We start from the raw sequence: 24,683 nt of genomic DNA, 5'->3' as shown, positions 1-24,683 counted from the left end.
CGTGGGAGCGGAGGCTTCAGCTGAGCTCGGCCACCTTGTGGGCGCTGAGGTCGATCACCAGCTGCCGGGTGTCGATCCAGGGGCCGTTCGTCACCCGGGTGAACAGCCGTACGCAGCGGTGTTCGCCGCAGTCCTGGACCGAGGCCGGACCGGGGTTGCCCTCGCCCGCGCGGTAGACGAAGCCGGTGACGGTCAGCTGGTCCGGGCTGGTCAGCGTCTTGCCGGTGGCGTCCTTGAAGTCCTTCTCCAGCCCCTTGCCCAGCTTGTCGGCGATCAGCAGCCGGGCCGCCTCCCTCGCCTCGTCGCGGTTGGGCGGCGGCTGGACCCCGCGCTGGGTGTCGGTGCCGGTGACCTTGCCGCCGCGGAGGTCGACCGTCTTGGTGACGTAGGTGTCGTCCCGGTAGTCGTAGTACGTCACCTCGGCGCGCCGTGGCGCGTCGGCGGCGCCCACCTCGTCGGGGCCGAGCTCCGCGAGGTCGGTGGAGAGCCGCTCGGGGCCCTGTGAGCCCTTGACGTCCTCACTGCTCATGCGGAAGTCGCGGCTGACCGCGAGGGTCTGGGCGCGCTTGATCTCATCGTCGGTCAGCGGATCGCGGCCGGTACCCGTCTTCTGCTGCTCGGGCGCGGACTCCACCACACCGGGCAGCTGCCGGGCCGCCTGGCCCTGCTCCGCCGCCGAGCCCTGCGGTCCCCCACCGGGGCTTTCCTCGCCGGACGCGCTCCCCGGGAGCGTCACCCCGATCATGATCGCCGTGGCGGTGACCGCCACGGCCGCACCGGCCATCACCTTGCCCAGGTGGCGGTGGATCATTGTGCGCACATCCTCCCCCAATCCCCCCTGTCACCACATCGGACCGCATAGCGGGATACGCGTATGGGTCAGGTCACCCGGTAGGACGAACCGATATGGCCGTAGGTTGCCTCCCTTGTGAGGAAATTCTGTTGAAAGCCCGGATGGTCGGGGCCAGTTGGGAAAGGATGCAGGGTCGATCGGGTTCCGTCCGGTGCCTGGGGTGCTCGCGGCCCCCGAAGAAGAAGTGGAAGAGTCGACGTATGCAGGTCTGGCCGGGACAGGCTTACCCCCTTGGCGCCACCTACGACGGCGCCGGAACCAACTTCGCGGTGTTCTCCGAGGCCGCTGTCCGCATCGAGCTGTGCCTCCTGCACGACGACGGCTCGGAGACGGCGGTCGAGCTGCGGGAGTCCGACGCGTTCGTGCGCCACGCCTATCTGCCAGGGATCATGCCGGGGCAGCGCTACGGCTTCCGGGTGCACGGCCCGTACGAGCCGGAGTCCGGCCACCGCTGCAATTCCGCCAAGTTGCTGCTGGACCCGTACGCCAAGGCGATCAGCGGGCGGATCCGCTGGGGCGAGGAGGTCTACGGCTACCACTTCGGACGTCCGGAGAAGCGCAACGACCTCGACTCCGCCCCGCACACCATGGCGTCGGTCGTGGTCAATCCGTACTTCGACTGGGGCGACGACCGCCCACCGCGCACCGACTACCACCGCACGGTCATCTACGAGGCCCATGTCAAGGGGCTGACCATGCGCCATCCGCGGCTGCCGGAGGAGCTGCGCGGGACGTACGCGGCGCTCGCCCACCCCGCGATCATCGAACATCTGACGGAGCTGGGCGTCACCACGCTGGAGCTGATGCCCGTCCATCAGTTCGTCCACGACCACCGGCTGGCCGACGCGGGGCTGGCCAACTACTGGGGCTACAACACCATCGGCTTCTTCGCCCCGCACAACGCCTACGCCTCCTGGGGCGACCGGGGCCAGCAGGTGCTGGAGTTCAAATCGGCCGTCCGGGCCCTGCACCAGGCGGGCATCGAGGTCATCCTGGACGTGGTCTACAACCACACCGCCGAGGGCAACCACCTGGGCCCCACGCTCTCCTTCCGGGGCCTGGACAACGCCTCGTACTACCGGCTGACCGAGGACCGCCGGTACTACATGGACACCACCGGCACCGGGAACTCGCTGCTGATGCGCTCCCCGCACGTGCTCCAGCTGATCATGGACTCGCTGCGCTACTGGGTGACCGAGATGCATGTGGACGGCTTCCGCTTCGATCTGGCGGCGACGCTGGCCCGGCAGTTCCACGAGGTGGACCGGCTGTCGTCGTTCTTCGACCTGGTCCAGCAGGACCCGGTGGTGAGTCAGGTGAAGCTGATCGCCGAGCCCTGGGACGTCGGTGAGGGCGGCTATCAGGTCGGCAACTTCCCGCCCCTGTGGACGGAATGGAACGGCAAGTTCCGGGACACCGTGCGCGATCTGTGGCGCGGTGAGCCGAGGACGCTGGCCGAGTTCGCCTCCCGGCTGACCGGCTCCTCCGACCTCTACCAGGGCGACGGGCGGCGCCCGCTGGCCTCGGTCAACTTCGTCACCTGCCATGACGGCTTCACCCTGCGCGACCTGGTGAGTTACGACGAGAAGCACAACGAGGCCAACGGCGAGGCCAACCAGGACGGCGAGAACTACAACCGGTCCTGGAACTGCGGGGTCGAGGGCGAGACCGACGATCCGGCGGTGCGCACGCTGCGCGAGCGCCAGATGCGCAACTTCATCGCCACCCTGATGCTCTCCCAGGGCGTGCCGATGCTCAGCCACGGCGACGAGTTCGGGCGCACCCAGGGCGGCAACAACAACGCATACTGCCAGGACAACGAGGTGTCCTGGGTGCGCTGGCCGGACCACGCCAAGGGACAGGACGGCGAGCGGGAGGACCGCTGGGCGCTGGAGCTGCTGCGCTTCACCCGTTCGCTGGTGTGGCTGCGCCGCGACCATCCGGTCTTCCGGCGCCGCCGCTTCTTCCACGGACGGCCGGTCGAGGGCACCCATGACGAGCTGTCGGACATCGCCTGGTTCACCCATGAGGGCGAGGAGATGACCCCGCGCGACTGGCAGGCGGCCCATGCCAAGTCCCTCGCGGTGTTCCTCAACGGCAGCGCTATCTCCGAGCCGGGGGCGCGCGGTGAGCGGATCACCGATGACTCGTTCCTGCTGCTGTTCAACGCGCACCACGAGCCGCTGGACTTCGTCGTACCCATCGACCACGGCAAGCAGTGGCAGGTCATCGTGGACACGGCGGTGCCGGAGGGCGTGGAGCCGGGCGGCGGCGCGAAGGTGGCGGCGGGCGACCGGCTGACCCTGGTGGACCGCAGCCTGATGGTGCTTCAGCGGCCCGCGTAGAGCCCGTAGCGGCCCCCGCCTCTTGAGGCCCCCAGGCCCTGGAATCCGCCAGGGGGCTCGATCGCGTCCGTTCGGGTGCGCGGGCCTCGCACGGGGCGCCCCTGGTGGGTACGTACGTTCATATGACGGCTGTCCCCGGCGTACCCACCGCCACCTATCGCCTCCAGCTCCAGCCCGCCTTCCCGTTCGCGGCCGCGGAGCGCGCGGTGCCGTATCTGGCCTCGCTCGGCGTCTCCCATCTGCATCTGTCCCCCGTCCTGGAGGCGGTGCCCGGCTCCACCCACGGCTATGACGTGGTGGACCACTCCGCCGTCCGGGCCGAACTGGGCGGCGAGGCGGGGCTGCGTTCCCTCGCCCGTACGGCGCGGACGCACGGCCTCGGGCTGATCGTCGACGTCGTCCCGAACCATATGGCCGCACCCGCCCCCGAGCGGCTCAACACCCCGCTGTGGGAGGTGCTGCGAGAAGGGCCCGGGTCGCGTTACGCGCGCTGGTTCGACATCGACTGGCAGGCCCACGGCGGCAAGGTGCTGCTGCCGGTGCTCGGCGGGCCGCTCGGCGAGGAGTGGGAACGGCTGCGCGTCGAGGACGGGACGCTGCGCTACTGGGACCACGCGTTCCCGCTGCGGCCCGGCACCGAGGGACTGCCGCTCGCCGAACTGCTGGACGCCCAGTGGTACCGGCTCGGCTGGTGGCGGCTGGCCCGCACCGAGCTCAACTACCGGCGCTTCTTCACCATCTCCGAGCTGATCGCGGTGCGGGTGGAGGACCCGGAGGTCTTCGACGCCACCCACGCCACGCTGCTGGAGCTGGTGCGGGACGGGGTCGTGGAGGGGCTGCGGATCGACCACCCGGACGGGCTCGCCGATCCGGAGGGCTATCTACGGCGGCTCGACCGGGCGGTGCGGACGGCCACGGCGGACGGGACGGCCACGGCGGACGGAGCGGGTGGGGCGGACGGTGCGGGTAGGGCGGACGGTACAGCCACGGGGGACGGTGCGGGTGGGGGCAGCCGATGGACCGCGTCGGGAGGCCGGGGCGGGGGCGGCCGATGGACCGCGTCGGGAGGCCGGGGCGGGGGCGGCCGGTGGACCGCGCCCGGAGGCCGGGGCGGGGGCGGCCGGTGGACGGTGGTCGAGAAGATCCTGGCCCGGGACGAGCCGCTGCCCCCGGCCTGGCCGGTCGCCGGGACCACCGGCTATGACGCGCTGCACCACATCGACGGGCTCTTCGTCGACCCGGACGGGCTGGCGAAGCTGACCGCCCTCTACCGCGACTTCGCCGCTCCCCCGGCCGACCTGGGCGGCGACTGGGCCGCCACGGTGCGCCGGGCCGCCCGCGAGGTGGTCACGCATGAGCTGGCCGCCGAGGTGGCGCGGCTGACCCGCACCGCCTCCCGCATCTGCGCGGCCGACCCCCGGCTGCGCGACCACGCGCCCTGGGCGCTGCGCACGGCGATCCGGGAGCTGCTGGTGCGGCTGCCGGTCTACCGTCCGTACGCGTCCGTGGACACGGACACGCGGCCCGTGTCGGACGCCGACGCGGTGATGCTGCGCTCGGCGGCGGCGGACGCCCGGGAGGCGTTCACGGTGCCGCAGGAGGCGCGGGTGGTGTTCGTCGTGCGGGACGCGGCGCTGGGCCTCCTCGGGGACGGCCCGGACCAGCGCGATTTCTGCGCCCGGTTCGCCCAGACGGCGGCCGCGCTGCGCGCCAAGTCGGTTGAGGACACCGCCTTCTACCGCTACCCCCCGCTGCTGTCGGCCGGGGAGGTGGGCGGCGATCCGGGACGTCCGGCCGTGGCGCCCGAGGAGTTCCACGCCTTCGCCGCCCGGCTGCTGCGTGACTGGCCCGCCACCGGCACGGTGCTGTCCACGCATGACACCAAACGCAGCGCGGACGCGCGGGCCCGCGTCGCGGCGCTCACCGAATGCCCGGCCTGGTGGGGCCGGATGGTGGAGGAGCTGACCCGGTCGGCCCCCGCCCCCGATCCGCAGCTGGCCTGGACGGCCTGGCAGACCGCGCTCGCCCTGGGCCACGGGGATGCCGAACGGCTGGTCCCCGCCGTGCTCAAGGGGGTGCGCGAGGCGGGGCTGCGGACGACCTGGACGGAGCGGAACGCGGCGTACGAGGAGGAGGTGACCGCCTTCCTGGCGGCCGGCCCGTGCGCGGCCGACCCGTCGGTGTGGGCGGCGATCGGAGCCCAGCTGGACGGACCGGCCAGGGCCAACACGCTCGGCGCCGCCCTGCTGCACCTCACCATGCCGGGCGTCCCCGACCTCTACATGGGCACCGAACACGTCTATACCGCCCTGGTCGACCCGGACAACCGCCGTCCGCCCACGCTGGACGGCGAGCCGGAGGTGTCGGGCCTGTCCGCCGAGAAACTCCTGCTGACCAGGGCCGCGCTGCGGCTGCGCCGGGAGCGTCCGGGGTGGTTCGGCCCGGGGAGCGGCTATGCGCCGCTGGCCGCCGAGGGGCCGGCGGCGGCGCACTGTACGGCCTTCGTACGGACCGGCGCCGGGGGCGAGGGCGGGGCGGTCACGGTCGTCACCCGGCTGTCGCGGCGGCTGGCGGAGGCGGGCGGCTGGGGCGCCACCCGGCTGCCGCTGCCGCCGGGCGGCTGGCGGGACCTGCTGACCGGGCGGACGGCCGAGGGTCCCACCGCCCTGGCGGGGCTGCTGTCCCGGCTGCCGGTGGCGCTCCTGGTCCGTACCTGACCGGCCCGTCCGGCGGCCTTTCCTGACGGCCCACCAGAAAGGTTGCGGTCTTCACCTCCTGAAGCATTTACAGGTACGGAGACGCGCGCTACGTTCACCAAGAATTGGGAGCGCTCCCATGCCGACGGTTCCTGACCCGATCACGTCGAAGGGACAGCACGCGCAATGCCTCGACGATTACTGGCTCTCGCCTCTTCCACACGCCCGCCGGGCCGCTCCCGCGCGCCCAGATCCGTCCTGCTGGTCCTGCTCTCGGTCCTGCCCGCCCTGGGCCTTGTCTTCTTCTCCGGGGGCAGCGCCTCCGCACACGGCGCGCCGATGGCGCCGGGCAGCCGCACCTACCTCTGCTGGAAGTACAGCATGTCCTCCACCGGCGAGGTCAAGCCGACCAACCCGGCGTGCAAGGCCGCGTACGACAAGAGCGGGGCGACGCCCTTCTACAACTGGTTCGCGGTGCTCCGCTCGGACGGCGCGGGCCGCACCGAGGGGTTCATCCCGGACGGCAAGCTGTGCAGTGCCGCGGCCACCGTCTATGACTTCTCCGGTTTCGACCTGGGCAGCAACGACTGGCCGGTGACCCATCTGACGTCCGGCGCGTCGATGCAGTTCGCGTACAACGCCTGGGCCGCGCACCCGGGGTCGTTCCGCAGCTACATCACCAAGGACCCGATCGATCCGACCCAGTCGCTCAGTTGGGACGATCTGGAGGACCAGCCGTTCAGCACGGTGACGAACCCGCCGCTGTCCGGCCAGGTCGGCACGGTCGACGGCAAGTACACCTGGACCGCCAACCTGCCCTCCGGCAAGAGCGGACGGCACATCATCTACACCGTGTGGACGCGCTCGGACAGCCAGGAGACCTTCTACAGCTGCTCCGACGTGGTCTTCGACGGCGGCAACGGCGAGGTGACGGTCCCCGGCACCACCAGCAACGGCGACGACGACGGCAGCGACCCCGCCGACCCGCCGACGGCCTCCTGCTCCGCCGCCCAGAAGGTGACCAGCACCTGGAACGGCGGCTACCAGGCCGAGGTGACGGTCACCAACACCGGTGTCACGCCCATCTCCGCGTGGATGGTCGACTGGACGGTGCCGTCCGGGCAGCGGATCGACAGCGTCTGGAACGGCAAGCTGACCACCACCGGCTCGGGGGCGTCGGTCACCAACGCCGGCTGGAACGGTTCACTGGCCACGGGGGCCTCGACGACCTTCGGCTTCACGGCCGGCGGCGGCTCTCCGGACACGGCGGCCGCGCCGATCTGCATGGTGCACTAGTCTGCCTCCCACACCGGACCACGCAGGTGCGCCGGCCCGCTCAGTGATCTGTCAGGTGCACCTCATCCCGCGCGCCGGTCTGCCGCTCCTTCCCCCTCGTGGGCGGCAGACCGGCTCCGCCCGGGAAAGGCGTGGACAGGGAGAGATCGGCGCCCGTAGAGTGCGGCCACGCCCTTGACCGAGGAAGGAGGCGAGAGCCATGGACATCACGACCATTCCGCGCTCCCGCCCCCTGTCCGCCGGGCGTATCCGCGTCTGATCACGCATCGTCTGAAGCGCGCATCGCCTGATCAGGCATCCGACCGGGAGCGCACCACCCTCCTGGAAGGAATCCCATGACCGATCTGGTCATCCGCGCGCTCACCGAGGGCGACGCCCATCTCTTCAACGACCTGCGGGTCCCCGCGCTCGTCGGCCGGGGCCGCTTCAGCCACACCTACGCCACCGTCGGCCAGGGCGGCGAGTACCGCCCCGAGTGGACCTGGGTGGCGCTGCGCGAGGGGCGGGTCGTGGCCCGCGCCGCCTGGTGGGCCGGGCCGAAGGACTCCGCGCCCGTCGCCCTGGACTGGTTCGACTTCGCCGAGGGCGAGGCCGACGCCGCCGCCGAACTGCTGCGCACCGCACCGCTGCGCGCCGAGTACAGCCTGCTGGCCCCGCCCGGCTGGCGCGACCAGCCCGAGGTGCGGGCCGCCGCCCGCGCCCGTGTCGACGCCGCCGTGGCGGGCGGGCTCGAGTTCCTGGTCGAGCGCTACCGCTATGAGTGGACGCCGGAGTGCGGGCTGCCCGAGCGCCCGGGGCGGCTGGAGTTCCGGCCGGAGCCCGAGGACGCGGTGATCGAGGAGGTGCTGCGGCGCATCATGCCGGGCTCGCTCGACGCGCACGACGCGCGGGCCATCGCCCGGGGAGGCGTCGAGGCCGCGGTGCGGGAGCTGATGGACTTCTTCTCCTGGTGCCCCTCGCCGCGCGAGTGGTGGCGGCTCGCCTGGACGCCCGAGGGCGAGCTGGTGGGCATTCAGGTGCCCGCGCACAACCCGTCCGGCCCGTGCGTGGGCTTCATCGGGGTCGTCGCGGAGCAGCGCGGCCACGGCTATGCGTACGACCTGCTCGTGGAGTGCACGCACGATCTGGTGGAACGGGGGGCCACGAAGATCGCGGCGGCGACGGACCAGCCCAACCTCCCGATGGCCGCGCACTTCGCCACGGCGGGTTACCCCGTCACGCAGGAGCGCATCGACCTGGTCTGACCGGCGTCCGCCCTGACCTGACGGCGTCCGCCCTGGTCCGGCCGGCGTTGATCCTCGTCCGGCCGGTGTCGTACTGCTGCGCCGTGCGCGCCGTGTCCCGCAGCATGGTCGGGACCGTGGACGGGCCGAGGTGAGGAGACGCCAGTGCTGTTCGAGGTGTGGGCGCCGCACGCCGGGCGGGTCGGGCTCCATCTGGAGGGGCGCGATCGCCCCATGGAGCCCGATCCGGACCGGGAGGGGTGGTGGCGGGCCGAGGCCGAGGCCGGACCCGGGGCGCGGTACGGCTTCGCGCTCGACGACGGCCCGCCGCTGCCCGATCCGCGCTCCCGCCGCCAGCCGGACGGCCCCGAGGGGCTGAGCGCGGTGGTGGACCACTCCCGCTTCCCCTGGGAGCGGGAGTGGTTCGGGCGGCCGCTGCCCGGCGCGGTCCTGTACGAGCTGCACATCGGCACCTTCACCCATGAGGGCACCTTCGACGCGGCGGCCGAACGGCTGCCGCACCTGGCCGAGTTGGGCGTCACGCATGTGCAGCTGATGCCCGTCTGCCCGTTCCCCGGGACCCACGGCTGGGGGTACGACGGTGTGGCGCCCTGGGCGGTGCACGAGCCGTACGGCGGGCCGGAGGGGCTGGCGCGCTTCGTGGCCGCCGCGCACCGGCACGGCCTCGGCGTGGTCCTCGACGTGGTCCACAACCACCTGGGCCCCTCCGGCAACCACCTCCCGGCCTTCGGGCCGTACTTCACCGAGACCCACCACACCCCCTGGGGCGCGGCGGTCAACCTCGACGCGCCCGGCTCCGACGAGGTCCGCGCGTACTTCATCGGCAGCGCGCTGGCCTGGCTGCGCGACTTCCGGCTGGACGGGCTGCGGCTGGACGCGGTGCACGCGCTGCGCGACACCCGGGCCCGGCACTTCCTGGCCGAGCTGTCGGCCGCCGTGGACGCGCTGGCCGCCCGCACCGGCCGCCCGCTGTTCCTCATCGGCGAGTCGGACCTCAACGATCCGCGCACCACCACCCCGCGCGAGGCGGGCGGCCACGGTCTGCACGCACAGTGGAACGACGACTTCCACCACGCCCTGCACACCTTCCTCACCGGGGAACGGCAGGGCTACTACGCCGACTTCGCCGCCGAGGGGGCCGGGGCCCTGGTCAAGACGCTGATGGGCGGCTTCTTCCACGACGGCACCCCTTCGACGTTCCGGGGCCGCCGCCACGGCAGTCCGCTGAACACCCACACCACCCCCGCGCACCGGCTGCTCGGCTATGCCCAGACGCATGACCAGGTGGGCAATCGCGCGGTCGGTGACCGGCTCTCCGCCCTGCTCTCCCCCGGGCTGCTGGCCTGCGCGGCGACCGTGGTGCTGTGCGCGCCGTTCACCCCGATGCTCTTCATGGGCGAGGAGTGGGGCGCCCGCACGCCCTGGCAGTACTTCACCGACCACCAGGACCCGCGGCTGGCCGAGGCGGTGCGCTCCGGCCGCCGCCGGGAGTTCGCCGCCCACGGCTGGGCGGAGACGGACGTCCCCGACCCGCAGGACCCGGCCACCCGGCTGCGGTCCTGCCTCGACTGGCGGGAGCCGGAGCGGGAGCCGCACCGGGCGCTGCTCGACTGGTACCGCCGGCTGATCGCGCTGCGCCGCGCCGAACCGGCCCTCACCGACCCCACCTGGTCGTACACGGGCCTGTCCACCGGCTCGGACGGCTGCTTCAGCTTTCAGCGCGGCCCGCTGCGGATTCTGCTCAACCCGGGCGACCGGCCGGCCGAGACCTGGCTGGGGCCCCGGACCGGCGAGGTCACCGAGGTGGTCGCCGCCTGGCGGCGGATCGAGCGGCCGGGCCCGGACGGCATGCTGCGGCTGCCGCCCGAGACCGCCGCCGTGCTGCGCTGCGGCAGCCGGTGATGTGATCGCGCGGTAGCCAGTGCTCACACGGCACGGTGGCGGGCGGCTGGGTGGCGGCGACCCGGGTCAGCTGTCCTCTGGGTCAGCTCTCCTCGGGGGTCAGCTCTCCTCGGGGGTCAGCTCTCCTCGGGGGTCAGCTCTCCTCGGGGGTCAGCTCTCCTCGGGGGTCAGCTCTCCTCGGGGGTCAGCCGCAGCGAGATGGAGTTGATGCAGTACCGCTGGTCGGTCGGGGTGGGATAGCCCTCGCCCGAGAAGACATGGCCCAGGTGCGAACCGCAGCGGGTGCACCGCACCTCGGTACGGACCATGCCGTGCGACCGGTCCTCGATCAGCTCGACGGCCGAGCTGTCCGCCGGGTCGTAGAACGACGGCCAGCCGCAGTGGCTCTCGAACTTCGTCTCCGAGCGGAAGAGCTCCGCCCCGCACGCCCGGCAGGAGTAGACGCCGACCGTCTTGGTATCGGTGTACTCACCGGTGAAGGCGCGCTCGGTGCCGGCCTCCCGCAGCACGTGGTACTCCTGCGGGGTCAACTCCGCACGCCACTGCTCCTCCGGCTTGTCGATCTCATACGCCATGGGGACGGACCTCCTCAGTTCTCCGGGCTCTGGAGACGGGCGAGAATCTCCGGACCGAGATCGGTCACATCGCCCGCGCCCATGGTGAGAACAAGGTCACCCGGCTTGGCCATTCCGGCGATCAGCTCGGGGATCGCGGTCCGGTCGTGCTCGGCGGTCACGTCCGCCCCGCGGCGGGCGGCGGCGTCGATGACCAAGGCGCTGGTGACCCCGGGGACCGGGTCCTCACGGGCGGGGTAGATGTCGAGGACGACGGAGGCGTCGGCGAGCGCGAGCGCCTCGCCCATCTCGGTGCCCAGCTCCTGGGTGCGGCTGAACAGATGCGGCTGGAAGACCACCAGGACCCGGCCCTCCCCGGCGCCGCCGCGGATCGCCTCGAGGTCCGCCGCGATCTCGGTGGGGTGGTGCGCGTAGGAGTCGATGACCTGCACCCCGGCGGCGGTGCCCTTGAGCTGGAGCCGCCGCTTGACGCCCGTGTACGAGCCGAGGGCGGGGGCCAGTTCCCCGGCCGGAACGCCGAGGGCGGCGCCCGCGGTGAGGGCGGCGACGGCGTTGAGCGCGTAGTGGCGGCCGGGGACGGAGACGGTGAAGGTGATCTCCGCACCGCCCAGGGAGTCCGCGAGCCGGACGGTGACCTCGCTGGTCAGCCCGTGCGGCTCGATGGCCGTCACCCGTACCTCGGCGTCCTCGTCCTCGCCGTAGGTGAGCACCCGCGGGCCCTCGCCGCCGGTGATCCGGGCGGTCAGCTCACGGGCGCCGGGGTGGTCGGCGAAGATCACCAGCGCGCCGCCCGGCCGGATGCGGCCGACGAAGGTCTGGAACGACTCGTAGATCTCGTCCATCGAGGCGTAGTTGGCGTGGTGGTCGAGCTCCACATTGAGGATGATCGCGACCTCGGGCGCGTACTTGTGGAAGCTGCGGTCGCTCTCGTCGGCCTCGGCGACGAAGATGTCGCCGTCGCCGTGGTGGGCGCTGGAGCCGGGGGCGTCCAGATCGCCGCCGATGACGTACGACGGGTCCAGGCCGAGGGTGCGCAGCGAGACGGCCAGCATCGAGGTCGTGGTCGTCTTGCCGTGGGTGCCCGCGACCGCGATCGGCCGGGAGCCGTCCATCAGCGCGGCGAGCGCGTCGGAGCGGTGCACCACCGGGATGCCGCGCTCACGCGCCGTGACCAGTTCGAGGTTGTCGGCGCGGATGGCGCTGGAGATGACGACGCCGGTGGTGTCGGCGGCGATGTTCCCGGCGGCGTGGCCGATGTGCACGGTCGCGCCGAGCTCACGCAGCGCCCCGACGATCGGCGAGTCCTTGCTGTCGCTCCCCGAGACCCGCGCGCCCCGCATGGCGAGAACCTTCGCCACGCCCGACATCCCGGCGCCGCCGATGCCGATGAAGTGCGGTCGATCCAGCGCGTCGGAGGCGGTGCCGGCCGGTGCCATGTACGGGTCTCCCCTGGTTCTCGGTGTGTGCTGTCGGCCCGATTCTCGCACCCCCGGCGGCCCGCCCCCGCCGATGGCCGCGGAGACCGGGGCCGTGGCTCAGCCCCGGCTCGGTCATGGCTCAGCCGCCGGCCGTGGGCTGGTCCTCGTCCACCGCGTGCGCGAAGAGCCCAACTCCCACGCCCCCGGCCACCCGCCCCGCCGACGGCCGCGGAGACCAGGGCCATGGCTCGGTCCCGGCTCAGCCCCGGCTCGGTCCTGACTCAGCCGCCGGCCGTGGGCTGGTCCTCGTCCACCGCGTGCGCGAAGAGCTTGAGCACCGGCACCCCCACCTTGTGGCGCGCCCGGGAGGCCCAGTCCCGGTGGAAGAACTCCTCCACGAAATGCGGTGCGGTGAGCACGATCACCTCATCGGCGTGGGTCTCCTCCACGACGCCGCGCAGCACCTCCAGCGGACGGCGCTGGACGACATGACCCCGGGCCCGGCTCCCGGCCGCCTCGAGCGCCGCCACGGAGTGGTTCAGCGCCCGCTCGGCGGGCTCCAGCGCCTCCGCGCCCTCCGGCTCGTCCCCCTCCTGGGCGGCCTGCTCCAGCTCGCCGAGCGCGATGTCGTCGATCGCGCGCAGCAGCCGGTCCTTGCTGCCCCGGGGCTGCATCAGGACGACGAAGGAGACCGGATCGTCGCCGTGCAGGGTGGTGACGAATTCCACGTCGGCGGGGGTCAGGGGCTTCTCAATCATCAATACGCTCGTGAACACGGCGGATGCCCTTCTCCTTCGCACTGCTTTTCACGGGTTAACAGGCGTTTTGTATAAGTTATTGGTAAATCCGACGGTAGCGGGTGAAAAGAAATCCGGCTTCCTCCAGGACGGAAGCGAGAGCGAACTGCTCCGGTTCCGCCAGCCCGGGTCCGTCCACGATCCGCTTGGCGTCTCCCGCGGCGATCAGGGGAGCCACCGCCAGGCACAGTTCGTCCAGTACCCCGGCCGCGGTGAACTGCCCCAGCAGCGTGGGGCCGCCCTCGGTGAGCAGCCGGGTGTGGCCGAGCTCCTTGAGCGCGGTCACGACCGCCGCCGCGTCGACCCGCCCGGACGGCCCCGCCCCGGCGAGCACCACCTCGGCCCCCGCCGCACGGGCCTGCTTGACCCGCTCCTGCGAGGCCGCCGCGCCCGTGATCACGATCGTGGGGACCAGCGGCTCGGTGAACAGCGGCCGCGAGAAGTCCAGGTCCAGGCTCGCGCTCACCACGGCGATCGCGGGCACGGGTCCCTGGCCGAGCGCCGCCCGGCGCTCGGCGAACGCCTTACGGGCGCGCGCCGGCCGATAGCCCTCGCGGCGCACGGTTTCCGCGCCCACCACCACGGCGTCGGCGAGTCCGCGCAGCACCCCGAAGATCCGCATGTCCGCGTCGGAGGACAGGGGCTTCGACCGGCCGCCGTGATGGGCCGCCCCGTCCAGCGAGGACACCATGTTGGCGCGCAGACAGACGCCGGAGGGGCCGTACGGCGGGTCCGGATACGCATAGGCGTCCGCCAGTTCGTCGAGGCCCCATTCACGGTCTTCGGCAAACACATCGGTAAACACAGAGGTGTCGGCAGAGGTTTCGGCAGAGGTTTCGGCGGGCGTTGCGGTAGGCGGTGGGAACAGGCGTCGCATAGGCCGCAGTGTGACATGCCTCCCTCTCGGACGGCGCTCGGGTGAAGAGCGACTACCCTGGATATCCGTGTCCGCACCAACCACCTCAACGGGCTCGGCAGGCCCCATAGCCGCCGAAGCTCCAGCCGCCCCAGTCGCCCTCACCGCCCGTGCGCCGCAGGTTCCGGCGGAGCGCCTGGTCGCCGAGATGGTGCCGCCGCCCCGCTTCGCCACCGTGAGCTTCGACAACTACATCACCGACCGCGACCAGCCCAGCCAGGCCGAGGCGGTCGAGGCACTGCGCGCCTTCGCCGCACGGCTGGACGGCGGGCGGGACACGAAGGGCGGTCGCCGCAGGCACTGGTTCCGCCGGGAGACCAAGCCCGCCGCCGCGGCCGACGGTCCGCGCGGGATGTACCTCGACGGCGGCTACGGCGTCGGCAAGACCCATCTGCTGGCCTCCCTGTGGCACGCCACCCCGGCCGCCCCCGAGCTGAAGGCGTTCGGCACCTTCGTGGAGCTGACGAACCTGGTCGGCGCGCTGGGCTTCCAGCAGACCGTGCGCACCCTGAGCGATCACCGGCTGCTGTGCATCGACGAGTTCGAGCTGGACGACCCGGGCGACACCGTTCTGGTCTCCACGCTGCTGGGCAAGCTGGTCGAGGCGGGCGTGGCGCTCGCCGCGACGTCCAACACGCTGCCCGGCAAGCTCGGCGAGGGCCGGTTCGCCGCGGCCGACTTCCTGCGCGAGATCCAGGGGCTGTCCGCCCACTTCCGGACGCTGCGCATCGACGGCGAGGACTACCGCCACCGCGGTCTGCCCGCGGCCCCCGCCCCGCACTCCGACGACACGGTCACCCGGGCGGCGCACCGCGTCCCGGGCGCCTCGCTGGACGCCTTCCCCGCCCTGCTGGAGCACCTGTCCCGGGTGCATCCGAGCCGCTACGGCGCGATGTGCGACGGCATCCAGGCCGTCTGCCTGACCGGGGTCGGCCCGGTCCCCGACCAGTCGACCGCGCTGCGGCTGGTGGTGCTGGCCGACCGGCTCTACGACCGCGAGGTGCCGGTGCTGGCCTCCGGGGTGCCGTTCGACCGGCTCTTCAGCGAGGAGATGCTGAACGGCGGCTACCGGAAGAAGTACTTCCGGGCGATCTCCCGGCTCACGGCGCTCGCCCGGGACGCGAAGGAACTGGCCGACGCACCGGAGAGCAGCTGAGCGGGTGGCTCCCCCGCCGCACCGGTTGCGCGTGACACACGTGGTTCCGGTAGGTCGGCGCGCATGACGCAGGGGTTCCCATGCGTCGGCGCGCATGACGCGGGAGTTCCCGTGCGCCGGAACGCGTGACGCAGGGGTTTGCGTGCGGCGACGCGCATGAGGCAGGGGTTCGCGTGTGTCAGAACGCGTAACGCACGGGTTTGCATGCGGCGACGCGCATGACGCAGGGGCTCCCGTGCGCCGGAACGCGTAACGCACGGGTCCCCGTGCTTCGACGCGCATGAGGCGGAGGCTCCCGTGCGTCGGCACGCATGACGCAGGAGTTCCCATGCGTCGGCACGCGTGACGCAGGGGCTCCCGTGCGCCGGCACGCGTAACGCAGGAGTTCCCATGCGTCGGCACGCATGAGGCAGGGGCTCCCATACCTCGGCACGCATGAGGCAGGGGCTCCCATACCTCGGCACGCGTGACGCAGAGGCTCCCACGCGTCGGCACGCATAGCGCGGGCGTACCCGCCGTCACGCGCGTGACGCGCGCACGTGGTTCCCGCGCGCCTGCGGGCGTGATACACACATGCGGTCATATTCTCTGTCCGCCAGCAGGGAGTTACCGCATGTCAGCGACACGACGTCAGGTTCTCGGCCGCACCGGCGCGCTGGGCGCCTCCATTGCCTCCATCGCCTTCACCGGCAGCATCCCCGAACTGTTCGCCGGCACCGCCGCGGCCGCCACACCGGACCCCCGGCCGCTCGGCCAGGGCGGCTACGGCCCCCTCGTCCCCGACCCCGACGGTCTGCTGGACCTCCCCGAGGGGTTCCGCTACCGGGTGCTCTCCCGCGAGGGCGACGAACTCCGCTCCGGCGAGGGCAAGGTCCCCAGCCACTGCGACGGCATGGCCGCCTTCCCCGGCCGCGCCGACGGCCGCCAGGGGCGTACGACGCATCTGGTCCGCAACCACGAGAACCGTCCGGGCGCCGCGTTCCGCGTCCCGGCCGTGGAGGGCCTCACCTACGACCCGATGGGACTGGGCGGCTGCACCGCCCTGGAGCTCGGCTCCGGCAACCGCGTACTGTCCGAGCGGGTGGCCATCGCGGGCACCGCGGTCAACTGCGCGGGCGGCCCCACCCCCTGGCACACCTGGCTGACCTGCGAGGAGACCGAGGACCGGGCGGGCACCAACGGCTACACCAAGGACCACGGCTTCATCTTCGAGGTCGACCCCTACGATCCGCGCCGCACCGGCGCCGTGCCGCTCACCGCCATGGGCCGCTTCCAGCACGAGGCCATCGCCGTCGATCCGCGCAGCGGCGTCGTCTACGAGACCGAGGACGCCTTCGAGAGACCCTTCGGGCTCTTCTACCGCTTCCGGCCCAAGAAGCCGCTCGGCGGCATCGGCTCGCTGCGGGCCGGCGGGGAACTCCAGGCGCTGCGCGTGCCGGGGGTGCCCGATCTGTCCACCATCCAGGAGCCGGGCACCGCCTTCGACCGCGTCGAATGGGTGGACGTGCCCGATCCGCTCGCCCAGCAGACCCCCATCCGCTTCCAGGACTTCGGCCCCGGAGGCATCACCCACGCCCAGAAGCTGGAGGGGTGCTACTGGGGCGGCTCGTCGGTCTACTTCGTCTCCAGCTTCGCCAAGAGCGCGGACGGCTCGGCGGCCGACCACTTCGGCCAGATCTGGCGGTACGACCCCGACCGGCGGCGCCTCACGCTGGTGATCGTCTTCGGCCCCGAGACGGATGTCCAGCTGCCCGGTGAGTCCCCGGACAACATCACGCTGGCGCCCAGCGGCGGTCTGATGGTCTGTGAGGACGGCAACGGCGCCCAGCACGTCTTCGGGCTGACCCGGCACGGCGAGGTCTACCCGATGGCACGTGGACGGCAGAACGTCGGCACACCGGAGGACCCCGAGTGGGGTGAGTTCGCGGGCGTCACCTTCGCGCCGGACCGCCGCACGATGTACGTGAACTGCTACACCCCGGGCACCACCTTCGCGGTGACCGGGCCCTGGCGCCACTAGGGTCTGCCCGTCGCCTACGCCTAGCCGGAGCAGGCGGTGCGCTGGGCCTCCTGCCATTCGCAGACGGGACACAGCGTCGCTCCGGGGCGCGAGGCGGGGTACTCGGTGGGCTCGCCGCACCGCACGCAGTCGGCGTACGGCGGGCCCTCGGGAAGGTCCGTACGGTCGTCCATGACCCGAACTCTACGACCGGCGGGAGCTGAGCGCGCAGGCCAGCGCGGTCGCCCCGGCGGCGGCCGCGCCGGTCAGGGCCAGGGGCAGCAGCGGCATCGGCACGGTGCCGCTGTGCGAGCCGTCGACCAGCCCCGACACGGCGGCGTTCGCGGGCGAGGCGCCGGCCACCGACACCAGCAGCGCGGCGCCCATGGTGGAGGGGATCGCCCAGCCGGGGCGGCGCAGCAGCGGCCGGTTGCACAGCGCGCCGACGGCCGCGCCGAGCAGGGCGCACGCGACCGCGGCGAGCAGCCCGGCGACGGTCGCCTCCGGCACGGGGACCCGGTGCCGGTGGTCCGCGCCGTGCGGATCGCTGACGGCCGCGACGAACAGCGTCCCGGCGGTGCCGAGCACCAGCGCGGCGCCCAGCGCGGTCAGCACGGAGGCGAGGTGCACCCGGCCCGGCCCCACCGCCGCCGCGGCGCAGGAGCGCGCCGCGGCGGGCTCGTTGGTGACGCACACCCGCACCAGCCAGGCGGCGACGGGCAGCAGGGCGGCGGCCGCGTAGCCGAGCGAGTCGAGGATCGGCTGCCCGGACCGCACCCCGATCCCCAGGAACGCGCCGTACAGCAGCAGCGGTGGCAGCCAGCGGTGGGAACGGACCAGCAGGGCCGCCTGGTAGCGCAGCAGCGCGATCACGCCGTCTCCTTCCGCCCTGGCCCATCGGCGGGCTCCCGGGGATCGCTGATGGTCGTCACAGCGCGGATGTGCCAGGGCGGATCGGCGGCCAGGAGGGCCCGGAGCAGGGCATCGGAGGACGCGGACCGGACCGCCAGCCGTACGACCTGGCCCGCCGGGTTGGCGGACGGGCTGCCGTACGCGGGCAGGTTGTCGTACGCGGACGCGTTGTCATGCGCGGACGGACTGTCGTGCGCGGACGGACTCCCCTGCGCGGCCGGGCTCCCCTGCGCGAGCGGGCTCCCCTGCGCGAGCGGGCTCCCCTGCGCGAGCGGGCTCCCCTGCGCGAGCGGGCTCCCCTGCGCGAGCGGGTTCCCCTGCGCGGACGCGTTGTCATGCGGGGACGGGCTGCCGTACCCGGGCATGTCGCTGTACGCGGGCAGGCTCCTCCGCACGGGCGCGGGGCCTCGTTCGCGTACCGCCGCGTCCGGCGCCCCGTACGCATCGATGCCCCGCACCTCGCGCACCGGCGCCCCCGGCAGCCCGGTGGGCAGTCTGGCCCCGGGCGCTCCCTCGGCTTCCACCCGGACCCATACGTCGGCCGGGGCCGTCGGCTCCGTGGACTGCCCCGGCCGGGTCCCGGCCGGAGACGGCCGCTCACCGTCCGGGGACGGCCGGGCCCCGGGCGAAGCGGGCGGGCCGAGCACGGCCCGGGGAGCGGGCCCGCCCGGTGGCGCGGGTTCCCGGCCGGGCGGGGACTCGGCCCCCGGGGCCTCGTCAGTACCCCCGGCCACCGGCACCAGCCGGGTCTCGGCGAGGCGCAGGACCCGGTCCGGGGCGCCGGCGAGGCGGCGCGGGTCGTGGTCGACGAAGACGACCGCGCCGCCGTCGGCGACGCGCTCGGCGACCGCCGTGTCCAGCACCCCGCGCGCCGCCTGGTCGAGGCCGGTCCATGCCTCGTCCAGCACCAGCAGCCCGGGGGCGGCCAGCAGCGCCTGCGCCACGGCGATCTTCTGGCTGGTGCCCTTGGACAGCTCGGCGAGCGGGGTGCCGGCGTATCCGTCCGCCCCGAACCGCTCCAGCCACTCCCCCGCCCCGCGCACCGCCGCGGCGCGCGACAGCCCGTGGATCCGGCCCAGGTGGGTGAGGTAGCCGAGGGCGGAGAAGGGCAGCTCGGCCGGGAACCGCTCGGGGACGTACGCGGTGGGCGGGCGGCCGGTGATCCGGCCCGCGCTGGGGGCGTCGATCCCGGCGAGCAGCCGCAGCAGCGTGGACTTGCCGCTGCCGTTGCTCCCCTCGATGCGGGTCAGCGAACCCGGCGGTACGTCGAGATCGACACCGCGCAGCACCCAGGGCCCGCCCAGGCCGTAGCGCCGGCCGACTCCTCGCAGTCTCATGCCGGTTGAGCATAGGCCTCTCCCCCGGGCCCAGCGGCCCCCTCCCGCGGCCTCTCCCGCGGCCTCTCCGGCGGCCCCTCCCGTGGTCCTGGCAGACTGGGCGCGTGACCAGCACCGAGACCGGTACCCCCAGCCCCCGCACCAGCCCCTTCCGGCACGCCGAGTCCGACCGGGACGCCGCGCCGCAGTTCGTCCTGCCCATGGTGGTCCGGATCGAGAAGGCCGCGCCCCCGACCCGTACGGACGCCCTGGAGACGGCGGCGCGGGCGGTGCTGGTGCTGCTGTCGGACGAGCGGGCGACGGCCGAGGGCGGCGAGTGGACCCAGGCCGTACGGGACTGGCAGGACGCCCGCATCCGCAAGGTCGTACGGCGGGCGCGCGGCGCGGACTGGCGGCGCGCGGCCGGGCTGCCGGGCATCACGGTCACGGGCCGGACCCCCGCCACGGCCACGGCCGAGAACGGGGACGGGGACGGGGACGGGGCCCCGTCGGCCGCCGAGGTGCGGGTGTTCCCGCCGGTGCCGCTGGACGGCTGGCCCAAGGAGCTGGCCAAGCTCCAGGTCTCCGGCACCGACCTGGACGACCCCGAGCCGCCGGCCGCCCCCGATCTCACCGGTCCGGTGCTGTGGCTGAGCCCCCATGTGCGGATGTCGGCGGGCAAGGCCATGGCCCAGGCCGGGCACGGCGCGCAGCTGGCCTGGTGGGAGCTGGACGACGCGGCGCGGGCGGCCTGGCGCGGGGCCGGGTTCCCGCTGGCGGTGCGTACGGCGTCGGCCGAGCGGTGGGACGAACTCACCAGGAGCGGGCTGCCGGTGGTGCGCGACGCGGGGTTCACCGAGATCGCCCCCGGGCTGACCGTTGCGGTCGAAGGAGGCTCCCGGTTCTGCCCCCTGCCGCGCAAGCCGCGCCGGTAAGCGAGCCGAGCGGCTGCCGGCGGCGCGACCGCGTCCATGCGCCGGGGTGGCAGGCCGCTACGAACAGCAGCCTGGCCCCCAGCCCGGCGGGACTCCCGGTTACGCCACTATCCGACGCTGAGATCGAAATCGGTCACGTACCAGGCGTTGTTGATCTCGGACGCCTTCACCTTGACGTCCAGCTGTCCTGACGTCAGCCCGGTGGAGTTGGACAGGATGACCTTGTCGAGGGTCTGCCCGTCGATGGTGACCTTGTTGGCGGGAACCACCGCCTTGTCGCCGGTGACCGGGGCCTGCGCGACCTCCACCTTCGGGTCACTCGGGGCGGGCTTGGGCGTGAACGACTCGCGGAGCCTCCCGATGCTCTCCTTCATTTTCCGCACATCGGGCTGGTCGCTGTTGCACATCGAGGCGCTGCCGACCCGCACCGGGGACGCATCGGTATCCGCCATCACCAGGCACGCCCGCGTCGGCTGATTCTTGATGATCGCGGTGACCCACTCGGCAACCGCGCCCTCCGCGGACTGGCGGGCGGCCGCGGGCTGTGCGGCCTCCTTCTTCCCCTCATCCGTCTTCTTCGCGTCGGCCGTGGCCGAGCTGTCCGCGGTCGGCTTCTTCTCGGTGCTGGAGCTCGTGTTGTTCGAGCACCCTGTGACACCCGTGACCACCGCCACCACCGCGGCCCCGGCGATCCAGCCGACGGTCCTCTCCGCAGAGCGCTTTGACACCATTACGGCCATCCTTTCCAAGTACAGACCCTCATGCCCCAATGTCCCCCGGAGGCATCTCTCGTCGAGATGCCGCATCGATTTACGGAGACACGGTATGGGCAGTGGATCAGGTCGGGGCCGGGGGGGGTGACGGGCACGGCTACGACGCCGGGCCGGACAGTCCAGGTGCCGCACCGGACAGTCCACGTGCCGCGCCGGACAGTCCACGTGCCGCGCCGAAGAGGTCGCATGCGCGGTCTCCGACTCCGCCACCGCCGCCGCGCGTGCACGGTGGTGGCGGACCACCCGGCGCTGCGGCGGCGGTAAGGACGGTGGACGGGCGGTCAGATCTGGGAGCCGCCGCCGTCCACGGCGAGTTCGGCGCCCGTGGTGAAGGTGGCGTCGAACGCGAGGAACGCGACCGCCCTGGCGACCTCGGCGGGGGTGCCCATGCGCAGCATCGGGTTGTCCGCGGCCATCTGGGCCTTCGTCTGCTCGGCCGCCTCCTTGGGCATCGACTTCTCCAGGATTCCGGAGTCGATCGGGCCGGGGCTGACCGCGTTGACGCGGATCTTCCGCGGGAGCAGCTCCCGGGCCAGGCCGCGGGTCATGGAGCGCAGCGCCGCCTTGCTGGCCGCGTACGCGCTGAGCGCGGGCAGGCCCAGCACGTTCGCGACCGAGGTGGTGAGCACCACGCCGCTGCCTTCGGCCAGCAGCGGAACCAGCTTCTGCACCGTGAAGTAGGGGCCCTTGGCGTTGATGGTCAGCAGCTGGTCGAAGAGCTCCTCGCTGGTCTCCTCGAACGGTGCGAAACCGTTGACCCCGGCATTGGCGAACAGGGCGTCCACCGTGCCGAATTCGGCCTTCACCCGGTCGGCCAGCGCGTCGATGTCGGGCAGCGACGCCGCGTCGCTGCGGACCGCGATCGCGTTGTCGCCGAGCTGGTCGCGGGCGGCGTCCAGCGTGGCCTGGTTTCGCCCGGTGATCAGGACGCGCGCCCCTTCGTCCACGAGCAGCTGGGCGGTGGCCAGACCAAAACCGCTGCTGCCTCCCGTGATCACGACATGCTTACCGTCGTACTTGCCCATGGCGGACACACCCCATCTGTGGAATCGGCTCGTGATGCTCGTCCCGGCCGGGCGGTCCCGGCCGGACACCATCGAGTCAACAGCCGTCCCGGCTGGGGCGTCCAAGACCTGTTTCGCACCCCGCCATACAGGAATCGCATAACGAACGGGCCCCGGTGCGGCCCGGTGCCGCCCGGTGCCGCCCGGTGCGGCCCGGTGCGACAGTCCGGTCCGGGGGCGGTCCTACCCCCTACCCCCTGCGGCGGCGGATCGCACGGGTGACGACCGGCGGGAGGACGTCGGCGGCGATCCGCCGGACCGTGGTGGGACGGCGCGTGGCGGGGCCGGCGGGCCCCGGTGCGGTGGAGGCGGGGCGCGGCGCCGGGGCGGGGTCGCGCGGCTCATGGGCGTAGCGGGACGGGGGCGCGGCCGGGTTCGCGGGTTTCCCGGAGAACCGCAGCACCCTCCGGCCCGCGATCTCCTGCACGCTGGTGTGCATCCCCTTGCGCCACTGCTCGTCCGCGAGCAGCTCGTCCTGGATCGGCTCCGGGTCGCCCCAGGTGCCGTAGAGCTTCTGCGTGGACAGGCAGATGGGCCGCAGGCCCCGGGTGAACACCGCCTCCCAGGCCGCGGCGGCCACCCCGGGGGTGTGCTCGGAGCGGAAGTCGTCGAGGACGACGAGCCCGTCGGGCACCAGCGCGGTGTGCGCGGTGTCGATGTCGCCCGCCACGTGCTCGTACAGATGCGAGGCGTCCACGTGGATGAAGCGGCAGGTGTCCGCGCCGACGTGGTCGGGCACGACGGAGGTCGGGCCCTGGATGACGTACGGCAGCTCGTTCCAGAACGCCAGGTAGTTCTGCTCGAAGGCGGTGCGGGTCAGGGTGGAGTACGACTTGCGCGCCTCCGCCGCGTTCTTCTCGTCCGGCGCCTCCCCGTCGAAGAGGTCGCAGACCGTGAACCGCTCGTGCGACCGCAGATAGGCGGCGGTGAAGATGGCGCTCTTGCCCATGTAGACGCCCATCTCCATCAGGTCCCCGTGCTGTCCGAGGCGCTCCTGACGGCTCAGGAAGCGGTCGAACAGCACTTGGTCGAGGCTGGGGAACCAGCCCTTGACGTCGTTGAGGCTGCGGGGACGCTGGGCCGCGGGGGCGGTGGTGACCGTCATGTGGCTCTCTGTTCGTCGGTGGCGGCGGTCGGGAGAGACGTGTCGGTGGATGTGTCGGGTGGATGTGTCGGTGGACCTGTCCGGTGGATGCGTCGGGTGGACGCGTCGGTGGACGTGTCCGGTGCCCCGGGGACGCGAACGAGGTCCCGGGAGACGCGAACGGGCGCCACGGTCGCAGTGGAAGGCAACGCCGGGCCGTCCCTCTTGTGACCATTCTGTGACCACGCCTCCGCCATAAGGTCTTACGGAGCGGTGACGGCCCGGCGCGGACGCATGCCCCGCCGCCCGCTCGGGCCTAGCGTCCTCCCCATGCGCGTACTGGTCACCGGAGGTGCGGGCTTCATCGGCTCGCACATCGTCACCGCCCTCATCGATCACGGCCATGAGCCGGTCGTCCTCGACGCCCTGCTGCCGGCCGCCCATCCGGCGCCGCCTCCCGTGGACGGGGAGTGGCTCCACGCCGATGTGCGGGACCGGGAGGCGGTGACCGCGGCGCTGGGCGGGGTGGACGCCGTATGCCATCAGGCGGCGATGGTCGGACTCGGCAAGGACTTCGCGGACGCCCCGGCCTACGTGGGCTGCAACGACCTGGGCACGGCGGTGCTGCTGGCGGCGATGGCCGAGCGCGGGGTGCGCGAGCTGGTGCTGGCCGGGTCGATGGTCGTCTACGGGGAGGGGCGCTACGACTGCCCCCGGCACGGCCGGGTCCGTCCCGGTCCGCGCGCCGAGGCGGATCTCGCGGCGGGCCGCTTCGAACCCGGCTGCCCGGAGTGCGGCACGCCGCTGCGGCCCGGTCGGGTGGCGGAGGACGCACCGGCCGATCCCCGCAATGTGTACGCGACCACGAAGCTGGCCCAGGAGCATCTGGCGGCGGTCTGGGCCCGGTCGGTGGGCGGCCGTGCGGTGTCGCTGCGCTACCACAATGTGTACGGGCCGGGGATGCCGCGCGACACCCCGTACGCGGGGGTCGCCTCCTTCTTCCGCTCGGCCCTGGCGCGCGGCGAGGCACCCACGGTCTTCGAGGACGGCGGCCAGCGCCGCGACTTCGTCCATGTCCGGGACGTGGCCGCGGCCAACGTCGCCGCCCTGGAGGCGGCGCCGGAGGCGGTGGCCCCGTCCGCGCTGACCGCGTACAACACCGGCAGCGACGACCCCCATACGGTGGGCGAGATGGCCGCGGCCCTGGCCACGGCGTTCGGCGGCCCGGCGCCCGTGGTGACGGGCGAATACCGGCTGGGCGACGTACGGCACATCACCGCGTCGTCGCGGCGGATCCGCGAGGCGCTGGGCTGGCACGCGGCGGTCCCCTTCACCGAGGGCATGACCGAGTTCGCCCACGCCCCACAGCGCGCGGGAGTCTGAGTTCCCCCACGTCCCACGA

Annotated in this window: 19 protein-coding genes and 1 pseudogene; 9 read left to right on the top strand and 11 right to left on the bottom strand. The window is 73.0% G+C overall.

Translation table 11 applies throughout. From position 1 onward, the window contains the following. Positions 1 to 16: 16 nt before the first annotated feature. Positions 17 to 811: a Tat pathway signal sequence domain protein gene (locus PS467_RS30990; protein ID WP_311037968.1), complete on the bottom strand. Its 795-nt coding sequence runs from the start codon at positions 809 to 811 to the stop codon at positions 17 to 19. A gap of 242 nt (positions 812 to 1,053) precedes the next feature. Between PS467_RS30990 and glgX the strand changes: the two genes are divergently transcribed. The 5 genes from glgX (at position 1,054) to treZ (ending at position 10,336) form a co-directional block, all read left to right on the top strand. Then, a complete protein-coding gene (gene glgX, locus PS467_RS30985; protein WP_311037967.1) occupies positions 1,054 to 3,198 on the top strand; it encodes a glycogen debranching protein GlgX in 2,145 nt (714 codons plus the stop codon). 122 nt (positions 3,199 to 3,320) lie between these two features. After that, positions 3,321 to 5,915, top strand: a complete 2,595-nt coding sequence (treY, locus tag PS467_RS30980) for a malto-oligosyltrehalose synthase (RefSeq protein WP_311037966.1) — start codon at positions 3,321 to 3,323, stop codon at positions 5,913 to 5,915. Positions 5,916 to 6,080: 165 nt separating this feature from the next. Beyond that, positions 6,081 to 7,190, top strand: a complete 1,110-nt coding sequence (locus PS467_RS30975; protein ID WP_311037965.1) for a lytic polysaccharide monooxygenase auxiliary activity family 9 protein — start codon at positions 6,081 to 6,083, stop codon at positions 7,188 to 7,190. Positions 7,191 to 7,525: 335 nt separating this feature from the next. Next, positions 7,526 to 8,434 (top strand): GNAT family N-acetyltransferase, encoded by a 909-nt coding sequence (locus PS467_RS30970; RefSeq protein WP_311037964.1) that lies wholly within the window; start codon positions 7,526 to 7,528, stop codon positions 8,432 to 8,434. Positions 8,435 to 8,578: 144 nt separating this feature from the next. After that, positions 8,579 to 10,336, top strand: coding sequence for a malto-oligosyltrehalose trehalohydrolase (treZ, locus tag PS467_RS30965; protein WP_311037963.1), 1,758 nt, complete (start codon positions 8,579 to 8,581; stop codon positions 10,334 to 10,336). A gap of 167 nt (positions 10,337 to 10,503) precedes the next feature. Here treZ and msrB read toward each other — a convergent pair whose 3' ends face one another. The 4 genes from msrB to PS467_RS30945 all read right to left on the bottom strand — a co-directional run bounded on the left by msrB (position 10,504) and on the right by PS467_RS30945 (position 14,003). Further along, positions 10,504 to 10,911: a peptide-methionine (R)-S-oxide reductase MsrB gene (gene msrB / locus PS467_RS30960; RefSeq protein WP_311037962.1), complete on the bottom strand. Its 408-nt coding sequence runs from the start codon at positions 10,909 to 10,911 to the stop codon at positions 10,504 to 10,506. Between the two features lie 14 nt (positions 10,912 to 10,925). Next, complete coding sequence (gene murC, locus PS467_RS30955) at positions 10,926 to 12,347, bottom strand: UDP-N-acetylmuramate--L-alanine ligase (protein ID WP_311037961.1); 1,422 nt, start codon at positions 12,345 to 12,347, stop codon at positions 10,926 to 10,928. 263 nt (positions 12,348 to 12,610) lie between these two features. Continuing rightward, entirely contained in the window at positions 12,611 to 13,087 is a 477-nt protein-coding gene (locus PS467_RS30950) for an indole-3-glycerol phosphate synthase (RefSeq protein WP_311037960.1), read from the bottom strand. A 76-nt stretch (positions 13,088 to 13,163) separates the two neighbouring features. Beyond that, a complete protein-coding gene (locus PS467_RS30945; protein WP_311037959.1) occupies positions 13,164 to 14,003 on the bottom strand; it encodes a pyrimidine reductase family protein in 840 nt (279 codons plus the stop codon). A 67-nt stretch (positions 14,004 to 14,070) separates the two neighbouring features. On the opposite strand from PS467_RS30945, the gene zapE reads away from it, so the two are divergent. Both zapE and PS467_RS30935 read left to right on the top strand, forming a co-directional pair. Beyond that, complete coding sequence (gene zapE, locus PS467_RS30940) at positions 14,071 to 15,198, top strand: cell division protein ZapE (RefSeq protein WP_311037958.1); 1,128 nt, start codon at positions 14,071 to 14,073, stop codon at positions 15,196 to 15,198. A gap of 613 nt (positions 15,199 to 15,811) precedes the next feature. Continuing rightward, positions 15,812 to 17,218: an alkaline phosphatase PhoX gene (locus PS467_RS30935; protein WP_311037957.1), complete on the top strand. Its 1,407-nt coding sequence runs from the start codon at positions 15,812 to 15,814 to the stop codon at positions 17,216 to 17,218. 20 nt (positions 17,219 to 17,238) lie between these two features. Here the strand turns inward: PS467_RS30935 and PS467_RS30930 are convergent, their stop codons facing one another. The 3 genes and pseudogenes from PS467_RS30930 to PS467_RS30920 form a co-directional block, all read right to left on the bottom strand. Next, complete coding sequence (locus tag PS467_RS30930) at positions 17,239 to 17,391, bottom strand: hypothetical protein (RefSeq protein ID WP_268974965.1); 153 nt, start codon at positions 17,389 to 17,391, stop codon at positions 17,239 to 17,241. 10 nt (positions 17,392 to 17,401) lie between these two features. Next, on the bottom strand, positions 17,402 to 18,070 hold the full coding sequence (locus PS467_RS30925) for an ABC transporter (RefSeq protein WP_311037956.1): 669 nt from the start codon (positions 18,068 to 18,070) through the stop codon (positions 17,402 to 17,404). A 554-nt stretch (positions 18,071 to 18,624) separates the two neighbouring features. After that, a pseudogene (locus PS467_RS30920) lies at positions 18,625 to 19,446 on the bottom strand (ABC transporter ATP-binding protein); the annotation flags it as partial. Positions 19,447 to 19,550: 104 nt separating this feature from the next. Between PS467_RS30920 and PS467_RS30915 the strand changes: the two are divergent. After that, positions 19,551 to 20,360 carry an aminoacyl-tRNA hydrolase gene (locus tag PS467_RS30915; protein ID WP_311037955.1) on the top strand — a complete coding sequence of 270 codons (810 nt, stop codon included), beginning with the start codon at positions 19,551 to 19,553 and terminating at the stop codon, positions 20,358 to 20,360. A 107-nt stretch (positions 20,361 to 20,467) separates the two neighbouring features. On the opposite strand, the gene PS467_RS30910 is transcribed toward PS467_RS30915, so the two are convergent. The 3 genes from PS467_RS30910 to PS467_RS30900 form a co-directional block, all read right to left on the bottom strand. Then, the gene (locus PS467_RS30910) at positions 20,468 to 21,091 is read right to left on the bottom strand and encodes a hypothetical protein (RefSeq protein ID WP_311037954.1); all 624 of its coding nucleotides are present in this window, start codon (positions 21,089 to 21,091) and stop codon (positions 20,468 to 20,470) included. Positions 21,092 to 21,414: 323 nt separating this feature from the next. Next, positions 21,415 to 22,158, bottom strand: a complete 744-nt coding sequence (locus tag PS467_RS30905; RefSeq protein WP_311037953.1) for a glucose 1-dehydrogenase — start codon at positions 22,156 to 22,158, stop codon at positions 21,415 to 21,417. A 229-nt stretch (positions 22,159 to 22,387) separates the two neighbouring features. Further along, positions 22,388 to 23,302 (bottom strand): class I SAM-dependent methyltransferase, encoded by a 915-nt coding sequence (locus PS467_RS30900; RefSeq protein WP_311037952.1) that lies wholly within the window; start codon positions 23,300 to 23,302, stop codon positions 22,388 to 22,390. 309 nt (positions 23,303 to 23,611) lie between these two features. Between PS467_RS30900 and PS467_RS30895 the strand changes: the two genes are divergently transcribed. After that, positions 23,612 to 24,664: an NAD-dependent epimerase/dehydratase family protein gene (locus PS467_RS30895; RefSeq protein ID WP_311037951.1), complete on the top strand. Its 1,053-nt coding sequence runs from the start codon at positions 23,612 to 23,614 to the stop codon at positions 24,662 to 24,664. Positions 24,665 to 24,683: the final 19 nt, after the last annotated feature.

Source organism: Streptomyces luomodiensis (assembly GCF_031679605.1).
Lineage (GTDB): Bacteria > Actinomycetota > Actinomycetes > Streptomycetales > Streptomycetaceae > Streptomyces > Streptomyces luomodiensis.
Note: the sequence above shows the minus strand (reverse complement) of the source record. Positions and strands in the feature narration are given on the sequence as shown.

Bases quoted from the DNA above. Each gene is read 5' to 3' on its own strand.
- PS467_RS30990 (WP_311037968.1), bottom strand. From the start codon at position 811: ATGATCCACCGCCACCTGGGCAAGGTGATGGCCGGTGCGGCCGTGGCG.
- glgX (WP_311037967.1), top strand. From the start codon at position 1,054: ATGCAGGTCTGGCCGGGACAGGCTTACCCCCTTGGCGCCACCTACGAC.
- treY (WP_311037966.1), top strand. From the start codon at position 3,321: ATGACGGCTGTCCCCGGCGTACCCACCGCCACCTATCGCCTCCAGCTC.
- PS467_RS30975 (WP_311037965.1), top strand. From the start codon at position 6,081: ATGCCTCGACGATTACTGGCTCTCGCCTCTTCCACACGCCCGCCGGGC.
- PS467_RS30970 (WP_311037964.1), top strand. From the start codon at position 7,526: ATGACCGATCTGGTCATCCGCGCGCTCACCGAGGGCGACGCCCATCTC.
- msrB (WP_311037962.1), bottom strand. From the start codon at position 10,911: ATGGCGTATGAGATCGACAAGCCGGAGGAGCAGTGGCGTGCGGAGTTG.
- murC (WP_311037961.1), bottom strand. From the start codon at position 12,347: ATGGCACCGGCCGGCACCGCCTCCGACGCGCTGGATCGACCGCACTTC.
- PS467_RS30950 (WP_311037960.1), bottom strand. From the start codon at position 13,087: ATGATTGAGAAGCCCCTGACCCCCGCCGACGTGGAATTCGTCACCACC.
- PS467_RS30945 (WP_311037959.1), bottom strand. From the start codon at position 14,003: ATGCGACGCCTGTTCCCACCGCCTACCGCAACGCCCGCCGAAACCTCT.
- PS467_RS30935 (WP_311037957.1), top strand. From the start codon at position 15,812: ATGTCAGCGACACGACGTCAGGTTCTCGGCCGCACCGGCGCGCTGGGC.
- PS467_RS30930 (WP_268974965.1), bottom strand. From the start codon at position 17,391: ATGGACGACCGTACGGACCTTCCCGAGGGCCCGCCGTACGCCGACTGC.
- PS467_RS30910 (WP_311037954.1), bottom strand. From the start codon at position 21,091: ATGGTGTCAAAGCGCTCTGCGGAGAGGACCGTCGGCTGGATCGCCGGG.
- PS467_RS30905 (WP_311037953.1), bottom strand. From the start codon at position 22,158: ATGGGCAAGTACGACGGTAAGCATGTCGTGATCACGGGAGGCAGCAGC.
- PS467_RS30900 (WP_311037952.1), bottom strand. From the start codon at position 23,302: ATGACGGTCACCACCGCCCCCGCGGCCCAGCGTCCCCGCAGCCTCAAC.
- PS467_RS30895 (WP_311037951.1), top strand. From the start codon at position 23,612: ATGCGCGTACTGGTCACCGGAGGTGCGGGCTTCATCGGCTCGCACATC.